The organism is Amycolatopsis magusensis, assembly GCF_017875555.1.
In the GTDB taxonomy this organism is placed as follows: domain Bacteria; phylum Actinomycetota; class Actinomycetes; order Mycobacteriales; family Pseudonocardiaceae; genus Amycolatopsis; species Amycolatopsis magusensis.
In genome coordinates this window covers 318,031-335,145 of record NZ_JAGGMS010000001.1, presented here as the reverse complement: position 1 = coordinate 335,145, position 17,115 = coordinate 318,031, and the positions used below count along the sequence as shown (strand labels likewise).

Here is a 17,115-nt window from a genome sequence, read left to right as displayed (position 1 = left end):
GCAATCAACGCAAGTAATGCCCCACTCCTAGCATTCGCCAGGGGTCAGGAGAGGCGTTCCAGGACCATGGCCATGCCCTGGCCGCCGCCGACGCACATGGTTTCCAGGCCGAACTGCTTGTCGTGGTGCTGCAGCGAGTTGATCAGCGTGGAGGTGATCCGCGCCCCGGTCATGCCGAACGGGTGGCCGACGGCGATGGCGCCGCCGTTGACGTTGAGCCGCTCGATGTCGATGCCGAGGTCCTTGTAGGACGGGATGACCTGCGCGGCGAACGCCTCGTTGATCTCCACCAGGTCGATGTCCCCGATGGACAGCCCGGCCCGCTCGAGCGCCCGGCGCGACGCCTCCACCGGGCCGTAGCCCATGATTTCCGGCGACAGCCCGGAAACCCCGGTCGACACCACGCGCGCCAGCGGGGTAATGCCGAGTTCCTTCGCCTTGACGTCGGACATGATCACCAGCGCCGCGGCACCGTCGTTGAGCGCGCAGCAGTTGCCTGCGGTGATCCGGCCGTCCGGGCGGAACACCGGCTTCAGCCCGGCGACACCCTCCAGCGTGACCCCGGCGCGCGGGCCGTCGTCCTTCGACACCACCGTGCCGTCGGGCAGGGTCACCGGCGTGATGTCCTTGGCCCAGAAGCCGTCGGCGATCGCCTTCTCGGCCAGGTTCTGCGACCGGACGCCGAACTCGTCCATCTCCTCGCGCGAGACGTTCTTCAGCCGCGCCAGGTTCTCCGCGGTCTGGCCCATGGCGATGTAGACGTCGGGCAGCTGCCCGTTCTCGCGCGGGTCGGTCCAGCTGTCCGCGCCCTGCTCGGCGGTCGCCTTCGTGCGGGCCTCGGCCTCGGCGAACACCGGGTTGTGCGTGTCGGGCCACGAGTCCGAGCTGCCCTTGGAGAACCGCGAGACGGTCTCGACGCCGGCGGAGATGAACACGTCCCCTTCACCGGCCTTGATCGCGTGCAGCGCCATCCGGGTGGTCTGCAGGCTGGACGAGCAGTAGCGGGTCACCGTGCAGCCGGGCAGGTGGTCGTACCCCAGCTCCACGGCCACCGCGCGGCCCATGTTGAAGCCGGACTCACCGCCGGGCAGGCCGCAGCCGAGCATCAGGTCCTCGATCGCGGTGGGGTCGAGCTGCGGCACCTTGGCCAGCGCGGCGCGCACCATCTGCACGGTCAGGTCGTCCGGCCGCGTGTTCACCAGCGAACCCTTGTTGGCGCGCCCGATCGGGGAACGCGCGGTGGACACGATCACGGCTTCGGGCATCGTGGGGCTCCTTCTCGTCAACTAAGCGGGCGCTCACCTCCATCCTCCACGCTCAGCGCCGCAGGGCAAGCCCCGGGCCGGTTAGGGTGGAGGCGCGCCCCGACCGGGCGCACCTTTGCGCAGAACAGGAGCCGGGAGTGCAGTACGCCGAACACATCATCGACCTGGTGGGCAACACCCCGCTGGTGAAGCTGAACGCGCTGGCCGAGGGGCTCAAGCCGCTGGTGCTGGCCAAGGTCGAGTACGTCAACCCCGGCGGCAGCGTGAAGGACCGCATCGCGCTGCGCATGGTGGAGGCGGCCGAGCGCTCCGGCGAGCTCAAGCCCGGTGGCACCATCGTCGAGCCGACCTCGGGCAACACCGGCGTCGGGCTCGCCATGGTCGCCCAGCGCAAGGGCTACAAGTGCGTGTTCGTCTGCCCGGACAAGGTCAGCGAGGACAAGCGCAACGTGCTCAAGGCCTACGGCGCCGAGGTGGTGGTCTGCCCGACCGCCGTCGCGCCGGAGCACCCGGAGTCCTACTACAACGTCTCGGACCGCCTGGTCGGCGAGATCGAGGGCGCCTGGAAGCCCAACCAGTACGCCAACCCGGAGAACCCGGCCAGCCACTACCACTCGACCGGCCCGGAGCTGTGGCAGCAGACCGACGGCCGGATCACCCACTTCGTCACCGGTGTCGGCACCGGCGGCACCATCTCCGGCACCGGGCGCTACCTCAAGGAGGTCAGCGACGGCAAGGTGAAGATCGTCGGCGCGGACCCGGAGGGCTCGGTCTACTCGGGCGGCTCCGGCCGGCCGTACCTGGTCGAGGGCGTCGGCGAGGACTTCTGGCCGGAAACGTACGACCGTTCGGTCGCCGACGAGATCATCCCGGTCTCCGACGCCGACTCCTTCCACATCACCCGCCGCCTCGCCCGCGAGGAGGGCCTGCTGGTCGGCGGCTCGTGCGGGATGGCCGTGGCCGCGGCGCTGGAACTGGCCGGGCGCTGCACCGAGGACGACGTGATCGTGGTGCTGCTGCCCGACAGCGGCCGCGGCTACATGGCCAAGGTGTTCAACGACTCGTGGATGGCCTCCCACGGCTTCCTGCCCCCGGACTCGACCGGCGCCACCGTCGGTGACGTGCTCCGCCGCAAGGACGGCGCGCTGCCCGCCCTGGTGCACAGCCACCCCAACGAGACGGTCGGCGAGGCCGTGGCCATCCTGCGCGAGTTCGGCGTCAGCCAGATGCCCGTGGTCAGCGCGGAGCCGCCGGTGATGGCCGCCGAGGTGGTCGGCGCGGTCAACGAGCGCGATCTGCTCGAAGCGCTGTTCACCGGCAAGGCCGCGTTGTCCGACCGGCTGGAGACGCACATGTCCCCGCCGCTGCCGACGATGGGCGCCGGGGAGCCGGTCGGTTCGGCGATGACCGCGCTCACCGCCGCCGACGGCGCGCTGGTGCTCGTGGACGGCAAGCCCGCCGGGGTCGTGACCAGGCAGGACCTGCTCGCCTTCCTCGCCGGGAAGTAGGCCGGTTCCAGCGCGTGGCGGGGTCGGGGCGTTACGCGCACTCCACCCCGCCATCAGATAGCGTGTGCGCGAGTTGAGTGAACAGTTCAGGCCCACGTCAAGGGGGTTCAAGACCCACATGAGTGCTCCGCAGCCACCGGACCAGCCTTGGGGCGGCGGGCAGCCGTCTCAAGGCCCGCCGAGTGGTCCCAACCCGCAGCAGGAAAACCCGTTCGGTCAGGCCGAGCCGACCCAGGTCGTGCAGCCGGGCCAGCCGCCGGCCGGCGGTGGCCAGTTCGGCGACACCCCGGAACCGACGCAGGTGGTCCAGCCGGGGAAGCCCGGCGACGCCGGTGCCACCCAGGTGGTGAACCCGGTGCAGGGTGGCGGTGAGCCTGGCGCGGACTCCACGCAACTGGTGCCCCCTGGCTCGCAGCCGCCACCGGCCATCCCGTACGCCCCGCCCCCCAGCGCGGCGGACAACCCGAACGCGGCCTTCGGCCACCAGCCCGGTGGCGGCTTCGGCGCTCCCGGCGGGTTCGACCCGTCCCAGCAGCAGCAACACCCCGGCGGCTTCGGCGGACCCCCGCCCGGTGGGCCCGGCGGTTTCGGCCCGCCCCCCGGCGGTCCCGGTGGCTTCGGCCCGCCTCCCGGCCAGGGCGGTTTCGGCCCGCCCCCCGGTGGTTTCGGCGGCCCGCCGCAGGGCGGTGGCAATGACAGCAGCAAGATGATCTCCATGATCATCGCCGGCGTGCTCGCGCTGCTGGCCGGGCTGTCGCTGATCGTCAACCTGATCAGTGTGATCGACGTGGCCACGCTGCCCGACCCGTGCGAGCACCTGTCCGGTGCCGCGCTGGAGCGGTGCGAGGGCATCGGGGTCGACTACGGCGTCGGCGCCGGCGTGATCATCATGTGGGTGGTCCTGCTGCTCGGCCTGGCCGGTGCGGTCGGCGGCGCGGTGCTGATCTTCCTGCGCAAGAAGCTCGCGCAGTACGTGCTACTCGGCTCCGGTGGTCTGCTGGTCGTCTTCACCATCGTGGTGGCGGCCATGTACACCTTCGCCGGCAGCCTGATCTTCAACCTGTTCATCGGCCTGCTCGCCGCCGGTGCCGGGGTGCTCGGGTTCTTCCCGGCCACCCAGCCCTACATCGGCATGGAGAGCGGTTCGGCCTTCGGTGGCCAGCAGGGCCAGGGCGGCGGCTTCGGCGGTCCCGGCGGCCCGGGTGGTCCCGGTGGCTTCGGCCCGCCCCCCGGCCAGGGTGGGTTCGGCCCGCCCCCGGGGGGTCCCGGTGGTTACCCGCAGCAGGGCCCGCCCAGCGGTGGCTTCGGCCAGCCGCCCCACGGCCCGCCGAGTGGTGGCTTCGGCCAGCCGCCGCAGGGTCCGCCCAGCGGCGGGTTCCCGCAGCAGGGTCCTCCCGGGCAGCACCAGCCGCCCGCGTTCGGGCAGCCGGGGCAGCAGCCCCCGCCGCCCGGTGGTTTCCCGCCGCCGCCGGGGCAGCAGCCCCCGCAGCAGTGGTGACCGGATAAGCAGCGTCACGGGTGCCCTCGGCCGAACGGCCGAGGGCACCCTTTTTTCGGGCCGGGACCGCTAGGGTGACTGCCTAGGAATCGCGACGCACCTGGGAGATCCCCGTGACGAATCCCTACGGATATCAGGCACAGCCGGGCCCGGGTTACCCCGGACAGCAGGGCTATCCCGCGGCGCAACGCCGGCCCAACGGGGCCACCGCGATCATCGCCGCCGTGCTCGGCCTGGTCCTCGCCGGAACCGCGGGCTACCTGCCGCTCGGCGAGTTGTTCATCGACCTGCCCTCGGGCATGGACATCGGCGACCTGCCCGGCGGCGTGCTCACCTACTACGGCCTGCTCACCGGGTGCGCGGTGTTCTCCCTGATCGGCGCGCTGATCACCTTCTTCCGCGCCACCGCAGGCGCGATCCTGCTGCTGATCGGCGCCCTGCTCGGAGCCGTTTCGGTGTTCCTCGAACCGGTGCTCTGGGATCGCCCGTACGGCCCCTACTTCGAAGCCGTCCTCGAATTTTCCCAGACCGAGGGCATCCTGCGGTTCCTGATCATGGTGCTGGCGCCGCTCACGCTGATCTTCGCGGTGCTGCCCGCCACCTTCCGGTACCTGAGCCACAAACCGCAGGCCCAGCCGATCTACGGGCCGCCGCAGGGATACCCGCCGCAACAGCAGGGCTGGTGACACCGTGCGGACCGCGGTGGCCGCCGGGGTGCTCGCGCTGCTCGGCGGCCTGTGGCACCTGTTCGGCCTGATCGCGGCCGCGGTGGGCCTGGTGACCACGCAGGCGGGCTGGTACCAGCTGGTGGTCGGGCTCGGGCTGAACCTGGTGGTCAGCGCGTTGCTGCTGCCGGGGTCGATCATGCTGTTGCGCCGCCGCCCGTACGGCAGGCTGATGGTCATCGCCGGGGTCTGCGCGGCCCTGCTGAGCTACCTGCTGGCGATCCTCAGCGGGCTCGCCGGGCTCAGCGAAAGCGCGGCAGGCGCCAGTCTCGCCATGGCCGGGGTGGTGCTGATGCTCACCCTCGTGCCCGCCGTCGTCACCCTGGGCCTGGTGCTGGTGCCCGCCACGAGCCACTGGGTCAACCACGGTTCCGGTGGTTCCCCCGATCAGCCGCTCGGACCCGGTTACGCTGACCGACCGATGGAGTGGCCACCCGGCCGGTGAATGGGGAGTACCAGTGACGCAGCCGAACTATCCGCAGTACCCGCAGCAACCGCAGTACCCCCAGTCCGGGGGCTACCCGGCACAGCCGTACCCCGCCGGGCCGCCCGGGTACCCGGGCATGCAGCCGAAGCCCAGCGGCGGCACCGCGATCACCGCCGGCGTGCTGGCCGTGCTCGGCGCGCTGTGGGCGCTGATCTCCCTGGTCGCCAGCATCGTTGTGCTCAGCGAGTACGGCAGCCTGGTGGCGTACTCCTACATCGGCCTCGGCCTCACCGCGATCGAGGCGGTGCTGCTGCTCGTCGGCGGCATCCTGCTGTTCATGAAGAAGCCGGCCGGCCGGTGGATGGTGATCGTCGGCTGTGCGCTGGTGCTGTTGTCCTACGCACTGGGCATGGTGATGACCGCGGTCGGCACGTCGGGCCTGGACAGCTCCGTCGGCGGCGCGGTGATCGGTGGCGCGGCCGTCGGCCTGATCATCGTGGCCGTGCCCGCGATCGCCACGCTGGTGCTCGCGGCCGTCCCGCCGACCGGGCGCTACCTGCGGCAGAACGCCGCGCCGCAGCAGCCGATGGGCTACCCCCAGGGACCCGGCCCGCAGGGCTGGTGAGCTAGGCACGGCAGTATCTCCATGGGGGACCGCCGTGTCCACCCCCGGGTTCGCCGTCCCACCTGTCGGGACGGCGGCTCGCGGGTCGTACCCTGGGATCATGGTTGACGACGTCTTCAGGTTCGGGTTCGAAACGCGCGCGATCCACGCGGGCCAAGAGCCCGATCCGCGAACCGGTGCGGTCATCGTGCCGATCTACCAGACCTCGACCTACGCCCAGGACGGCGTGGGCGGTACGCGCGAGGGCGATTACGAGTACTCGCGCACCGCCAACCCCACGCGCACCGCGCTCGAGCAGGCGCTGGCCTCACTGGAAGGCGGCCGCCACGGGCTGGCCTTCGCCTCCGGCATGGCCGCAACCGACGCCGTGCTGCGCACCCTGCTCCGCCCCGGCGACCACCTGGTCCTCGGCGACGACGCCTACGGCGGCACGTTCCGCCTGATCGACAAGGTGCTCACGCACTGGGGCGTGGAGTACTCGGTGGCGCACCTGTCCGACCTGGACGAGGTGCGCGCGGCGATCCGCCCGGAGACCAAGCTGGTCTGGTGCGAGTCGCCGACCAACCCGCTGCTCGGCATCGCCGACATCGCCGCGCTGTCCGGCCTGGCGCACTCGGCGGGCGCGCGGCTGGTGGTGGACAACACCTTCGCCACCCCGTACCTGCAGAACCCGCTCTCGCTCGGCGCCGACCTCGTGCTGCACTCGACCACGAAGTACCTGGGCGGCCACTCGGACGTGGTCGGCGGCGCGGTCATCACCAACGAGGACGAGCTGCGTGAGCGGCTGTTCTTCATGCGCAACACCTCCGGCGCGGTGCCCGGCCCGTTCGACGCCTTCCTCACCCTGCGCGGCATCAAGACCCTCGCCGTGCGCATGGAACGGCACTGCGACAACGCCGAGCTGATCGCGAACGCGCTGGTCGCGCACCCGAAGGTGGCCAAGGTGTACTACCCGGGGCTGCCGGAGCACCCCGGCCACGAGGTGGCGGCGAAGCAGATGCGCCGGTTCGGCGGCATGGTCTCGTTCACCCACGCCGACGGGGAGCAGGCCGCGCTGGACACCGCCGCGCGGACCGAACTGTTCATCCTGGCCGAGTCGCTGGGCGGCATCGAGTCGCTGATCGAGCACCCGGGCCGGATGACGCACGCCAGCGTGGTGGGCTCGACGCTGCAGGTACCGGCGGAGCTGCTGCGCCTGTCCGTCGGCATCGAAGACAGCCGGGACCTGCTGGACGACCTGCTCAAGGCCCTCGGCTGATTGCTATGAGTGGGGCATTACTTGCAATCAATGCAAGTAATGCCCCACTCATAGCATTGGGCAGCTGCCTCGGGCGCGGTGCCGAACGGGCGCCGCGCCTCAGGGGCGGTAGTTCGAGTGGCTGGCCTCGGTGCCGGTCTTCTCCGGCGTGTGCGGCAGCGAGGCGCCGTCGACGCAGCCACCGATCAGCTCGACGTGGTCGTCGTGGCGCACGTACTGGCCGGGGTCTCCACAGCCGGCGGCGTCCACGGTGTAGAAAGCCGCGCCGGTGAGCGCGATGGCCGAGGCGAGGCCGGCGATCAGGGGCAGCACACCGACCGACCGGCCCGCGGTGGACACCCGTGACATGCTTTCACTCCCTGTGGAAAACCGGTGACGAGCTTCAGGGTACCTGGTCCGGCCAAGGTCCTCTGTCGAAGTCGGTGAAGCTGGCATCATCCCGAGGCATGCAACTGGTTGATCTCGACCGGATCCAGTCGGCCCGGACCCTGTTGGCCGGCGTGGTCCGCAAGACCCCGATGGAGCACGCGCGTGACCTGCGGCGGCTCCACGGCGGTCCCGTCCACCTCAAGTGCGAGAACCTCCAGCGCACCGGGTCGTTCAAGATCCGCGGCGCCTACACCCGCATCCACGGGTTGAGCGAGGAGGACCGCGCGCGTGGTGTGGTCGCCGCGAGCGCGGGGAACCACGCGCAGGGCGTGGCGCTGGCCGCGGCCCTGCTCGGCGCGAAGTCCACCGTGTTCATGCCCCAGCGCGTCCCGCTGCCGAAACTGGCCGCGACCAAGGGATACGGCGCTGACGTGCACCTGCACGGCGACGTGCTGGAGGAAACGCTGGCCGAAGCGATCGCCTTCGCCGAGGAGACCGGCGCGGTGTTCATCCACCCGTTCGACCACCCGGACATCATCGCCGGGCAGGGCACGGTGGGGCTGGAAGTGCTCGAACAGGTGCCCGGCGTCGCGACGATCCTGGTCGCCACCGGCGGGGGCGGGCTGGTCGGCGGGGTGGCTTCGGCGGTGAAGGCGGTGCGGCCGGAGGTGAAGGTGATCGGCGTGCAGGCGGAGAACGCGGCCGCCTTCCCGCCTTCGCTGGCGGCCGGGAAACCCGTCCGGCTGAGCGCGCTGAGCACCATGGCCGACGGCATCGCGGTCGGCGCACCGGGGCCGGTCAGCTACGCGCACGTGTCCCAGATGGTGGACGACGTGGTCACTGTGACGGAGGAGTCACTGTCACGGGCGGTGCTGCTGTGCCTGGAACGGCGGAAGCTCGTCGTCGAACCGGCCGGCGCGGCGGCGGTCGCTGCCTTGTTGCAGCACCCGGGCGCCTTCGAACCGCCGATCGTGGCGGTGCTGTCCGGCGGGAACGTCGACCCGCTGCTGCTGTTGCAGATCATCCAGCACGGCATGACCGCGGGCGGTCGCTATCTGAAGCTTCGACTGCGGGTGCCGGACCGCCCGGGCTCACTGGCCGGGGTCCTGTCGAAGGTCGGCGAACTGGGTGCGAACGTCGTCGACGTGGAGCACTCGCGCATCTCGGGCGCCCTGCGCCTGGGGGAGGTCGAAGTCTCGCTGAACCTGGAAACCCGGGGCCCGGAACACTGCGCCGAGGTAGGCGCAGCCCTCCAACGCGCCGGCTACACCGTCACCTGACCCCGGGATGTCACGAATGTGGCTTTCGAGACGTCAGACGTCTCGAAAGCCACATTCGTGACATTGGTGCCAGGGTCAGAGGTTGCCGCGGCGTTCTTGCTCTCGCTCGATCGCCTCGAACAGGGCCTTGAAGTTGCCCTTGCCGAAGCCGAGCGAGCCGTGGCGTTCGATGAGCTCGTAGAAGACGGTCGGGCGGTCGCCGATGGGCTTGGTGAAGATCTGCAGCAGGTAGCCGTCCTCGTCGCGGTCGACCAGGATGCGGTGTTCCTTGAGGGTTTCGATCGGCACGCGGACCTTGCCGATCCGGGCCCGCAGTTCGGGGTCGTCGTAGTAGGAGTCCGGGGTGTCGAGGAATTCCACGCCCGCGGCGCGCATGGCGATCACGGTGTTGACGATGTCGTTGGTGGCCAGCGCGATGTGCTGGCAGCCCGCGCCGCCGTAGAACTCCAGGTACTCGTCGATCTGCGACTTCTTCTTCGCGATGGCCGGCTCGTTGAGCGGGAACTTGACCCGGTGGTTGCCGTTGGAGACCACCTTGCTCATCAGCGCCGAGTACTCGGTGGCGATGTCGTCGCCGACGAACTCCGCCATGTTCACGAAGCCCATCACCCGGTGGTACCAGTCCACCCAGTAGTCCATCTTGCCCAGCTCGACGTTGCCCACGCAGTGGTCGACCGCCTGGAACAGCCGCTTGGGTGCGCCTTCGGGCCGCTTGACGGTGCTTTCGCGGGCGACGTAGCCGGGCAGGTAGGGGCCGGTGTAGCGGGAGCGGTCGATCAGCGAGTGGCGGGTTTCGCCGTAGGTCGCGATCGAGGCGATGCGCACGGTGCCGTGCTCGTCGGAGATCTCGTAGGGCTCCTCGAGCACGGTCGCGCCCTGCGCGCGGGCGTGCTCGACGCACTTGTCCACGTCGGCGACCTCGAGCGCGAGGTCGGTGACCCCGTCGCCGTGGCGGCGGTGGTGGTCCAGCAGCGGGGAGTCCGGCTTGACCCCGCCGTTGATGACGAACCGCGCCGAACCGGACTTCAGCACGAACGACTTCCGCTCGGGGTGCCCGGTCTCGGGACCCGAGTAGGCGACCAGCTGCATGCCGAACGCCACCTGGTAGAACCACGCGGTCTGCGTGGCGTTGCCGGAGATGAAGACCACGGCGTCCATGGCCTTCACCGGGAACGGGTCGGCCGACGCGTCGTGGTCGACGAGGCCGACGAGCTGACGCAGCTGGTCATAGCTGACGTCGTCGAGTGCGCCTTGTGGGTCGAGTGTGTGCGTCATGCCACTGAGCATCAGCCTGCCGGGCAAGATGAGCAACAGTCGTCGAATTCACTGGGCAGTATGCTCAAGGAAACCGGGAACCCGCCGGTCAGAGTGGACAACCTGCGCAGGAGATCACCCCATGTCCGACGAAGCCCTCGACGACCTCGACGCGCGCCTGCTCCTGCTGCTCACCGACGCCCCGCGCCTCGGCGTGCTCGAATGCGCGCGGCGGCTGGGGGTGGCACGCGGAACCGTACAGGCCAGGCTGGACCGGCTGGCGGCGAGAGGGGTGCTCGGCGGCTTCCCGCCGGAACTGGACCTGGGCGCGATGGGCTACGGGCTGACCGCGTTCGCCTGGCTGGAGATCGCGCAGGGCCGCCGCACCGAGGTGGCCGCGGCGCTGGCGGCGATCGAAGAGGTGTGCGAGGTGCACGCGACCACCGGGCAGGGCGATCTGTTCGTGCGCATGGTGGCCCGCGACAACGACGACCTGCAGCGGGTGATCGACGCGGTGGTCGGCGTGCCGGACGTGCTGCGGACGTCGACCTCGGTGGCGCTGTCCACCCCCGTCCCGCCGCGGGTGCGCCCGTTGCTGGAGCGCACCGCGCGGGGGGCGTAGGGAGTTCAGTCGCGCGCGTGCTCGAGGTAGCGCTTCGCGGACCGCTGCACGATGCCGTGCGCGTCGGCGTTGATGGAGGAGTTCCACCACGCGCCGTGCAGCTTCTCGAACCGGTACGGCTCCAGGATCTCGCCGGCGTGCTTGACGATGCTCGGCCGCTCCGGGATCAGGTTCGGGTAGCTGTACATGAAGCCGACGAACTTGCGGTCGGGGATGACCTGCACGATGTCGCCGGTGAGCAGGGCGCCCTGGCCCGCGGCGCCGTCACGCCAGTGCAGCACGGTGCTGCCGGCGAAGTGCACGCCGAGGTTGATCAGCGTGAGGTCGTCGGCGAGCTGCTTGGTGTCGCCGCTCCACAGCTCGATCGAGTCGTCGGGGCGGGCGATCCAGTCCTTGTCCTTCTCGTGCAGGTAGATCGGCACGTTGAAGGCCTTCGCCCACTCCACCATGGTGGTGTAGTAGTGCGGGTGGCTGATCGCCAGGCCGGTGATGCCCCCGGCCGCCTCGACCGCCGCGACGATCTCGTCGTCGAGGTAGGTGACGCAGTCCCAGAGGAAGTTCCCCGAAGCGGCCTGGACCAGCAGCGCGCGCTGGCCGATGCCGAACCGGGGTTCGGTGCCGATTTCGATCAACCCTTCGCCCGGGTGTTCGATGCGTGCCGAATAGTCACCACTGGCCCGCATGGCGGCGAGAGAGGTCCAGGTTTGGCCGGACTGCGGGACGTACTGGCGTTCGTCCTCGCAGATCTGGCATTCGGTCTGTGGCGTCGCGTACTGGGTCCCGCAGGTCCCGCAAATAGGTAAGTCGCTCAAAACTGCCTCCCAAAGCTTTGCTTCGAAGCTAACCGGAAACATGCGCGCCCGGCCATGGGCACAACTCACGGCCGGGCGTGCATTCTTCAGGTCGGGATCTCAGCTCGGGGAGGAGCAGCGGCTCAGCCGGTGTACGGGACCGCCTTGACCAGCGTCACCTTCTGGGTGTTGCCGTTGGGCAGCTCGTACTCGCGAGCCTCGCCCTCCTTCGCGCCGAGCAGGGCGCGGCCGAGCGGTGACTCCGGGGAGTACACGTCGAGGTCGCCCTCGGCGCCCTCCTCACGGGTGGCGAGCAGGAACTTCTCGTCCTCGTCGTCGCCGTCGTAACGCACGGTGAGAATCTTGCCGGGCTCCGCGAGTCCGTCGTTGGCCGGGGCTTCGCCCACCTTGGCCGCGCGCAGCAGCTCCTGGAGGTGGCGGATGCGGGATTCCTGGTGGGCCTGTTCCTCACGGGCGGCGTGGTAGCCACCGTTCTCCTTGAGGTCGCCCTCTTCCCGGCTGTCGTTGATCTTCGCGGCGATGACCGGACGATTCTCGATGAGTTCGTCGAGCTCGTGCTTGAGCCTGTCGTAGGCATCCTGGGTCAGCCAGGTCACCTGGGTGTCGCTCACGGTCACCATCTCCTCGTCGGGCCTGCCGGTCTTGGGTATGCAAGCCGGCTACCTCGCCCGACGTGGCTCGCCGGCGAGGCAGGAATAAAGGAAAAACACGGCCCACCTCGGGCCGTGCCGGTAGATCAGCATAACACGGACAGCGGCCCCCAGGCCGCTCCACAGACCGTTGAACGGACGTTGACCGCCCCGTTCACCCCGTTGGCCGCTATGGGGTTGACAAATATTCCGGTACTTCGTAAGAGCAGCCGAATACGTCGGCGGTCACCGGGCGGCCGCGGCTTTTGATCACCGCTTTCACCGCGGTGCTGCTCTCTCCCGGCGGCACGAGCACTTCACGCCGCCCGCTCTCCGCGCCGGTGATGTCGCGGACCCGCACGATGCACACCCCGGCGCGTTCCGGCTCGTCGCGGGTCACGTCGACGGTGATCTCCATCGCGTCGCCGGGCAGCTCGGTGAACAACCGGCGCTCGCCCTCGATCGGCGCGGTGCCGAGGTTGGCGTAGGCCAGTACCGCCACCGCACCGCCGACCAGCAGGCCCGCCGCGCTCAGCGCCCACGTCCGCCACCGCTTCGGCGCCGGTCGCTTCGGCTTGCCGTAGCGGCCTTCCGGCAGGCGGGCGGGCGTTTCGGTGGGCAAACCGGGCCTCCGGGCCGTCTTGTCGGGGTGACGGGGACAATGGGGAGAGGAATAGCTGAGGTGAGTATCCGCGTTGGCTGTCTGGGGGCTTGACGTGGGGTCAGCGCAAAGAAGGGACATGCCGTAATGGGGCTTCGGCTGATGGCGGTGCACGCCCACCCGGACGATGAGTCCAGCAAGGGTGCGGCCACGATGGCGCGCTACGTCGCCGAGGGGCACGAAGTACTCGTCGTGACCTGCACCGGTGGCGAGGCGGGCAGCATCCTCAACCCGGCGATGGACCGGCCCGAGGTGCTGGAGAACATGTCGGAGATCCGCCGCGAGGAGATGGCGCGCGCGGCGAAGATCCTCGGGGTGCAGCACCGCTGGCTCGGTTTCGTCGACTCGGGCCTGCCGGAGGGCGACCCGCTGCCGCCGCTGCCGGAGGGCTCGTTCGCCACCGTGCCGATCGAGGAGTCCACCGGCCCGCTCGTCGAGGCCATCCGCGACTTCCGCCCGCACGTGATCATCACCTACGACGAGAACGGCGGCTACCCGCACCCGGACCACATCCGCACCCACGAGATCTCGATGGCCGCCTTCGACGCGGCGGGTGACCCGGACAAGTACCCGGGAACCGGCGACCCGTGGCAGCCGCTGAAGCTGTACTACGTGCACGGCTTCTCCCGCGCGAGGATGACCGCGCTGCACGAGGCCCTGCTGAAGGCGGGCCTGGAGTCGCCGTACGAGGAGTGGCTCAAGCGCTGGAGCGACGACAAGCCGGACGTGATGGAGCGGGTGACCACCCGCGTCGAGTGCGGCGACTACTTCGAGCAGCGTGACGAGGCCCTCAAGGCGCACGCCACCCAGATCGACCCGGACAGCCGCTGGTTCGCCACCCCGCTCGAGATCCAGCGCGAGCTGTGGCCGACCGAGGAGTACGAGCTGGTCCGGTCAATGGTGGACAGCACGGTTCCGGAGGACGATTTGTTCGCGGGCATCGTGGGGGCGGACGAAGGACGCCCCGCCAAGCTCTGAGAAGGTGAGCGCATGAGTTTCGTACTGCCGGACCTGGCCGTGGCACCGGTCACCGCGACAGCGGTGCTGGCCCAGCAGCCCGGCAACGGTGACAACGGCGGCCAGGGCGAGGACTTCGGCAAGTCCTCGCCCGTCGGCCTGCTCGTGCTGATCCTGTTCCTGATCGCCGTGGTCCTGCTGGTCCGCTCGATGACCAAGCACCTCAAGCGGGTGCCGGCCAGCTTCGACAACGACGAGGAACCGGCTCCGGCGAGTGACGCCAAGCCCGCCGAGGCCACTCCCAAGACCGAAGCCCCGAAGGCCGAGACCAAGGCCGAGCCCTCCAGCTAGCCCCCTGGCCGTCCATAGTGGACGGCCATTCGGCCGCGGCGGCTCGGGCCATCCCGGCCGGAATCGGCGACGCCGGAACAGCGGGTAGCCGGCCGAATCCGGCACACCCGGTTTTCCTGGCCGACGCGCCCGTTGAGCCGCTGCGCGGCACCGCTTCCTCTGGAACGCTGGACCCATGTCGAACCGACTCGCCGCAGCGACCAGCCCGTACCTGCTCCAGCACGCGGACAACCCGGTCGACTGGTGGCCGTGGGGGCCGGAGGCGCTCGCCGAGGCCCAGCGCCGCGACGTGCCGATCCTGCTCTCGGTCGGGTACGCCGCCTGCCACTGGTGCCACGTGATGGCCCACGAGTCCTTCGAAGACGAGGGCACCGCGGCGCTGATGAACGCGAACTTCGTCAACATCAAGGTCGACCGCGAGGAACGCCCGGACATCGACGCGGTCTACATGACCGCCACGCAGGCGATGACCGGCCAGGGTGGCTGGCCGATGACCTGCTTCCTCACTCCGGAGGGCGAGCCGTTCCACTGCGGCACCTACTACCCGCCGCGGCCGCGCCCCGGGATGCCGTCGTTCCCCCAGTTGCTGGTCGCGGTGGCCGAGGCGTGGACGGAGCGGCCGGACGAGCTGCGGGAGGGCGCCGGGCAGATCATGGCGCACCTGACCGAACGCGCCGGGCCGCTGAAAGAGTCCGTTGTGGACGATGAAGCGCTGGCCGGCGCGGCGGCGAAACTGGCCGAGGACGAGGATCGGGTGCACGGCGGGTTCGGCAGTGCGCCGAAGTTCCCGCCGTCCATGGTGCTGGAGTTCCTGTTGCGCCACCACGAGCGCACCGGCTCACCCGAAGCTCTGTCTATTGTGGAACGTGCCACGCACGCGATGGGCCGTGGTGGCCTGTACGACCAGCTCGCCGGTGGCTTCTCCCGGTACTCGGTGGATGCCGGCTGGGTGGTGCCGCATTTCGAGAAGATGTTGTACGACAACGCTTTGCTGCTGCGGTTGTACGCGCACCTCGCGCGCCGCACCGGTTCCGAATTCGCCGAGCGGATCGCCGACGAGACCGCCGCGTTCCTGCTCCGCGACCTCCGCACCGAGGAGGGCGGGTTCGCCGCGTCGCTCGACGCCGACACCGACGGCATCGAAGGCCTGACCTACGTCTGGACGCTCAAGCAGCTCACCGAAGTGCTGGGGGAGAAGGACGCCGAGTGGGCGGCCGAACTGTTCCAGGTCACCGAAGCGGGCACCTTCGAAGGCGGTGCCTCGACGCTCCAGCTGCCGCTCGACCCGGACGACGAACCGCGGTGGAACGGCGTGCGCTCGGCACTGCTGCGTTCTCGCGCCGACCGGCCGCAGCCCGGGCTGGACGACAAGGTGATCGCCGCGTGGAACGGGCTGGCGATCACCGCGCTGGCCGAAGGCGGTCTCGCCCTCGGCCGGACGCGCTGGATCGACGCCGCCGCCGAGGCCGCGCGCTTCCTGATGGACAAGCACCTGGTCGACGGCAGGCTGCGCCGCAGTTCGCGGCACGGCGTGGTCGGGGACGCGGCCGGGGTGCTCGAGGACTACGCCTGCCTGGCGGACGGCCTGCTCGCGCTGCACCAGGCGACCGGCGAGGCGCGCTGGCTGGCCGACGCGACCGAACTGCTGGAGGTCGCGCTGACCCGGTTCGCCGACCCCGAGGTGCCGGGTGCCTTCCACGACACCGCGGACGACGCCGAGCAGCTGGTCCACCGGCCGTCCGACCCGGGCGACAACGCGAGTCCGTCGGGTGCTTCCGCGCTGGCGGGGGCTTTGCTGACGGCATCGGCGTTGGCCGGTTCGGCGGCCGCAGGCCGGTATCGGGACGCGGCCGAGCAGGCGGTCAGCCGCACCGGCGCGCTGTCGTCGGAGATCCCGCGCTTCGCCGGGCACTGGCTGAGCGTGGCCGAAGCGCTGCGGGCGGGTCCGGTGCAGGTCGCGGTGACCGGCCCGGACGCGGTTTCGCGCGTGGAACTGGTCGCCGAAGCCGCGCGGCAGGTGCACGGCGGCGGCATCGTGCTCGGCGGGGTGCCCGACGCCGAGGGCGTGCCGTTGCTCGCCGACCGGCCGCTGGTCGAGGGCAAGGCGGCGGCGTACGTCTGCCGCGGTTACGTCTGCGATCGGCCGGTGACCAGCGTGGAGGAGCTGCGCGCAGCGCTCTGACCCCGCCTGTCCGCCGTCAGTGAACGGACCTCGCCTCGCCTGCTTTCCGGCGTAACGTCAGAAGCAACGTAATCATGTAATCAACGTTGCTACGGAGGCAGTGATGGGACGAGGATGGCGCGGAAGAGGCGGCTACCAGCAGACCGAGGTGCCGCCCGCCGATGACGCGGCGGCGTGGTTCGCCGGCCGGTTGCCCGACGGCTGGTTCACCGAAGCACCGCAGGTGACGGTCGACCGGGAGGAGATCCTGCTGGTCGGCGAGTTGCCCGCGCTCGACGCCGACTTCGAGGACGAGGCGGCTCGCGGCGCCGCGGAGTCGGGCCGGATCAGCCGGTTCCGCGAGGAGACGCGGGACGAGCGCATCGAGATCGCCCGCCAGGCGGAGCACCGCTACCAGCGGAAGGTCTCGTGGGGCGCGCGGCTCGGCGGCACGCAGGAGCTGTTCACCACGGTCTCGGCGCCGGTGATGACGCGGCTGCGGCAGCCGGAGCGCCTGGTGCTCGACACGCTGGTCGACTCGGGGGTGGCGCGTTCGCGGTCGGAGGCGCTGGCGTGGGCGGTGCGGCTGGTCGGGGAGCACGCGGACAGCTGGCTCGGTGAGCTGCGGGACGCCATGTCCAAGGTGGACGACCTGCGGTCGAAAGGGCCGGACCTCGGTTGAGTGACGCGGGTCGCGTCGCGTTTGGTTCTGC

Annotated in this window: 18 protein-coding genes; 12 read left to right on the top strand and 6 right to left on the bottom strand. The window is 70.3% G+C overall.

What is annotated here, in order from left to right:
* Positions 1-44: 44 nt before the first annotated feature.
* Positions 45-1,265 (bottom strand): acetyl-CoA C-acetyltransferase, encoded by a 1,221-nt coding sequence (locus JOM49_RS01515; protein WP_209662416.1) that lies wholly within the window; start codon positions 1,263-1,265, stop codon positions 45-47.
* A gap of 137 nt (positions 1,266-1,402) precedes the next feature.
* Between JOM49_RS01515 and JOM49_RS01510 the strand changes: the two genes are divergently transcribed.
* From JOM49_RS01510 to JOM49_RS01485, 6 genes are all read left to right on the top strand, one after another.
* Positions 1,403-2,773 carry a cystathionine beta-synthase gene (locus tag JOM49_RS01510; RefSeq protein WP_209662415.1) on the top strand — a complete coding sequence of 457 codons (1,371 nt, stop codon included), beginning with the start codon at positions 1,403-1,405 and terminating at the stop codon, positions 2,771-2,773.
* A gap of 118 nt (positions 2,774-2,891) precedes the next feature.
* Positions 2,892-4,271 carry an FUSC family protein gene (locus JOM49_RS01505; protein WP_209662413.1) on the top strand — a complete coding sequence of 460 codons (1,380 nt, stop codon included), beginning with the start codon at positions 2,892-2,894 and terminating at the stop codon, positions 4,269-4,271.
* A gap of 113 nt (positions 4,272-4,384) precedes the next feature.
* Entirely contained in the window at positions 4,385-4,957 is a 573-nt protein-coding gene (locus JOM49_RS01500) for a hypothetical protein (protein ID WP_209662411.1), read from the top strand.
* Positions 4,958-4,961: 4 nt separating this feature from the next.
* The gene (locus tag JOM49_RS01495; RefSeq protein WP_209662409.1) at positions 4,962-5,441 is read left to right on the top strand and encodes a hypothetical protein; all 480 of its coding nucleotides are present in this window, start codon (positions 4,962-4,964) and stop codon (positions 5,439-5,441) included.
* Between the two features lie 13 nt (positions 5,442-5,454).
* Positions 5,455-6,048, top strand: coding sequence for a hypothetical protein (locus JOM49_RS01490; RefSeq protein WP_209662407.1), 594 nt, complete (start codon positions 5,455-5,457; stop codon positions 6,046-6,048).
* A gap of 100 nt (positions 6,049-6,148) precedes the next feature.
* Entirely contained in the window at positions 6,149-7,306 is a 1,158-nt protein-coding gene (locus tag JOM49_RS01485; RefSeq protein ID WP_209662399.1) for a cystathionine gamma-synthase, read from the top strand.
* A 99-nt stretch (positions 7,307-7,405) separates the two neighbouring features.
* On the opposite strand, the gene JOM49_RS01480 is transcribed toward JOM49_RS01485, so the two are convergent.
* Positions 7,406-7,654: a hypothetical protein gene (locus tag JOM49_RS01480; protein WP_209662398.1), complete on the bottom strand. Its 249-nt coding sequence runs from the start codon at positions 7,652-7,654 to the stop codon at positions 7,406-7,408.
* Positions 7,655-7,752: 98 nt separating this feature from the next.
* Here JOM49_RS01480 and ilvA point away from each other — a divergent pair, with 98 nt between their 5' ends.
* Positions 7,753-8,955 (top strand): threonine ammonia-lyase, encoded by a 1,203-nt coding sequence (gene ilvA, locus JOM49_RS01475; protein ID WP_209662396.1) that lies wholly within the window; start codon positions 7,753-7,755, stop codon positions 8,953-8,955.
* A gap of 75 nt (positions 8,956-9,030) precedes the next feature.
* On the opposite strand, the gene hppD is transcribed toward ilvA, so the two are convergent.
* On the bottom strand, positions 9,031-10,230 hold the full coding sequence (gene hppD / locus JOM49_RS01470) for a 4-hydroxyphenylpyruvate dioxygenase (protein WP_209662394.1): 1,200 nt from the start codon (positions 10,228-10,230) through the stop codon (positions 9,031-9,033).
* 121 nt (positions 10,231-10,351) lie between these two features.
* Here hppD and JOM49_RS01465 point away from each other — a divergent pair, with 121 nt between their 5' ends.
* The gene (locus JOM49_RS01465) at positions 10,352-10,831 is read left to right on the top strand and encodes an Lrp/AsnC family transcriptional regulator (RefSeq protein ID WP_209662392.1); all 480 of its coding nucleotides are present in this window, start codon (positions 10,352-10,354) and stop codon (positions 10,829-10,831) included.
* Between the two features lie 5 nt (positions 10,832-10,836).
* Here the strand turns inward: JOM49_RS01465 and JOM49_RS01460 are convergent, their stop codons facing one another.
* From JOM49_RS01460 to JOM49_RS01450, 3 genes are all read right to left on the bottom strand, one after another.
* Positions 10,837-11,643: an MBL fold metallo-hydrolase gene (locus JOM49_RS01460; RefSeq protein WP_209662383.1), complete on the bottom strand. Its 807-nt coding sequence runs from the start codon at positions 11,641-11,643 to the stop codon at positions 10,837-10,839.
* Positions 11,644-11,765: 122 nt separating this feature from the next.
* The gene (greA, locus tag JOM49_RS01455) at positions 11,766-12,263 is read right to left on the bottom strand and encodes a transcription elongation factor GreA (protein WP_209662382.1); all 498 of its coding nucleotides are present in this window, start codon (positions 12,261-12,263) and stop codon (positions 11,766-11,768) included.
* A gap of 199 nt (positions 12,264-12,462) precedes the next feature.
* Positions 12,463-12,894, bottom strand: coding sequence for a DUF4307 domain-containing protein (locus tag JOM49_RS01450; RefSeq protein ID WP_245369206.1), 432 nt, complete (start codon positions 12,892-12,894; stop codon positions 12,463-12,465).
* A 126-nt stretch (positions 12,895-13,020) separates the two neighbouring features.
* On the opposite strand from JOM49_RS01450, the gene mca reads away from it, so the two are divergent.
* From mca to abmR, 4 genes are all read left to right on the top strand, one after another.
* On the top strand, positions 13,021-13,911 hold the full coding sequence (gene mca / locus JOM49_RS01445; RefSeq protein ID WP_245369205.1) for a mycothiol conjugate amidase Mca: 891 nt from the start codon (positions 13,021-13,023) through the stop codon (positions 13,909-13,911).
* Positions 13,912-13,923: 12 nt separating this feature from the next.
* On the top strand, positions 13,924-14,241 hold the full coding sequence (locus JOM49_RS01440) for a hypothetical protein (RefSeq protein ID WP_209662380.1): 318 nt from the start codon (positions 13,924-13,926) through the stop codon (positions 14,239-14,241).
* 175 nt (positions 14,242-14,416) lie between these two features.
* Positions 14,417-16,423, top strand: coding sequence for a thioredoxin domain-containing protein (locus JOM49_RS01435; protein WP_209662379.1), 2,007 nt, complete (start codon positions 14,417-14,419; stop codon positions 16,421-16,423).
* Between the two features lie 103 nt (positions 16,424-16,526).
* Complete coding sequence (gene abmR, locus JOM49_RS01430; protein ID WP_209662378.1) at positions 16,527-17,084, top strand: ATP-binding transcription factor AbmR; 558 nt, start codon at positions 16,527-16,529, stop codon at positions 17,082-17,084.
* Positions 17,085-17,115 lie beyond the last annotated feature (31 nt).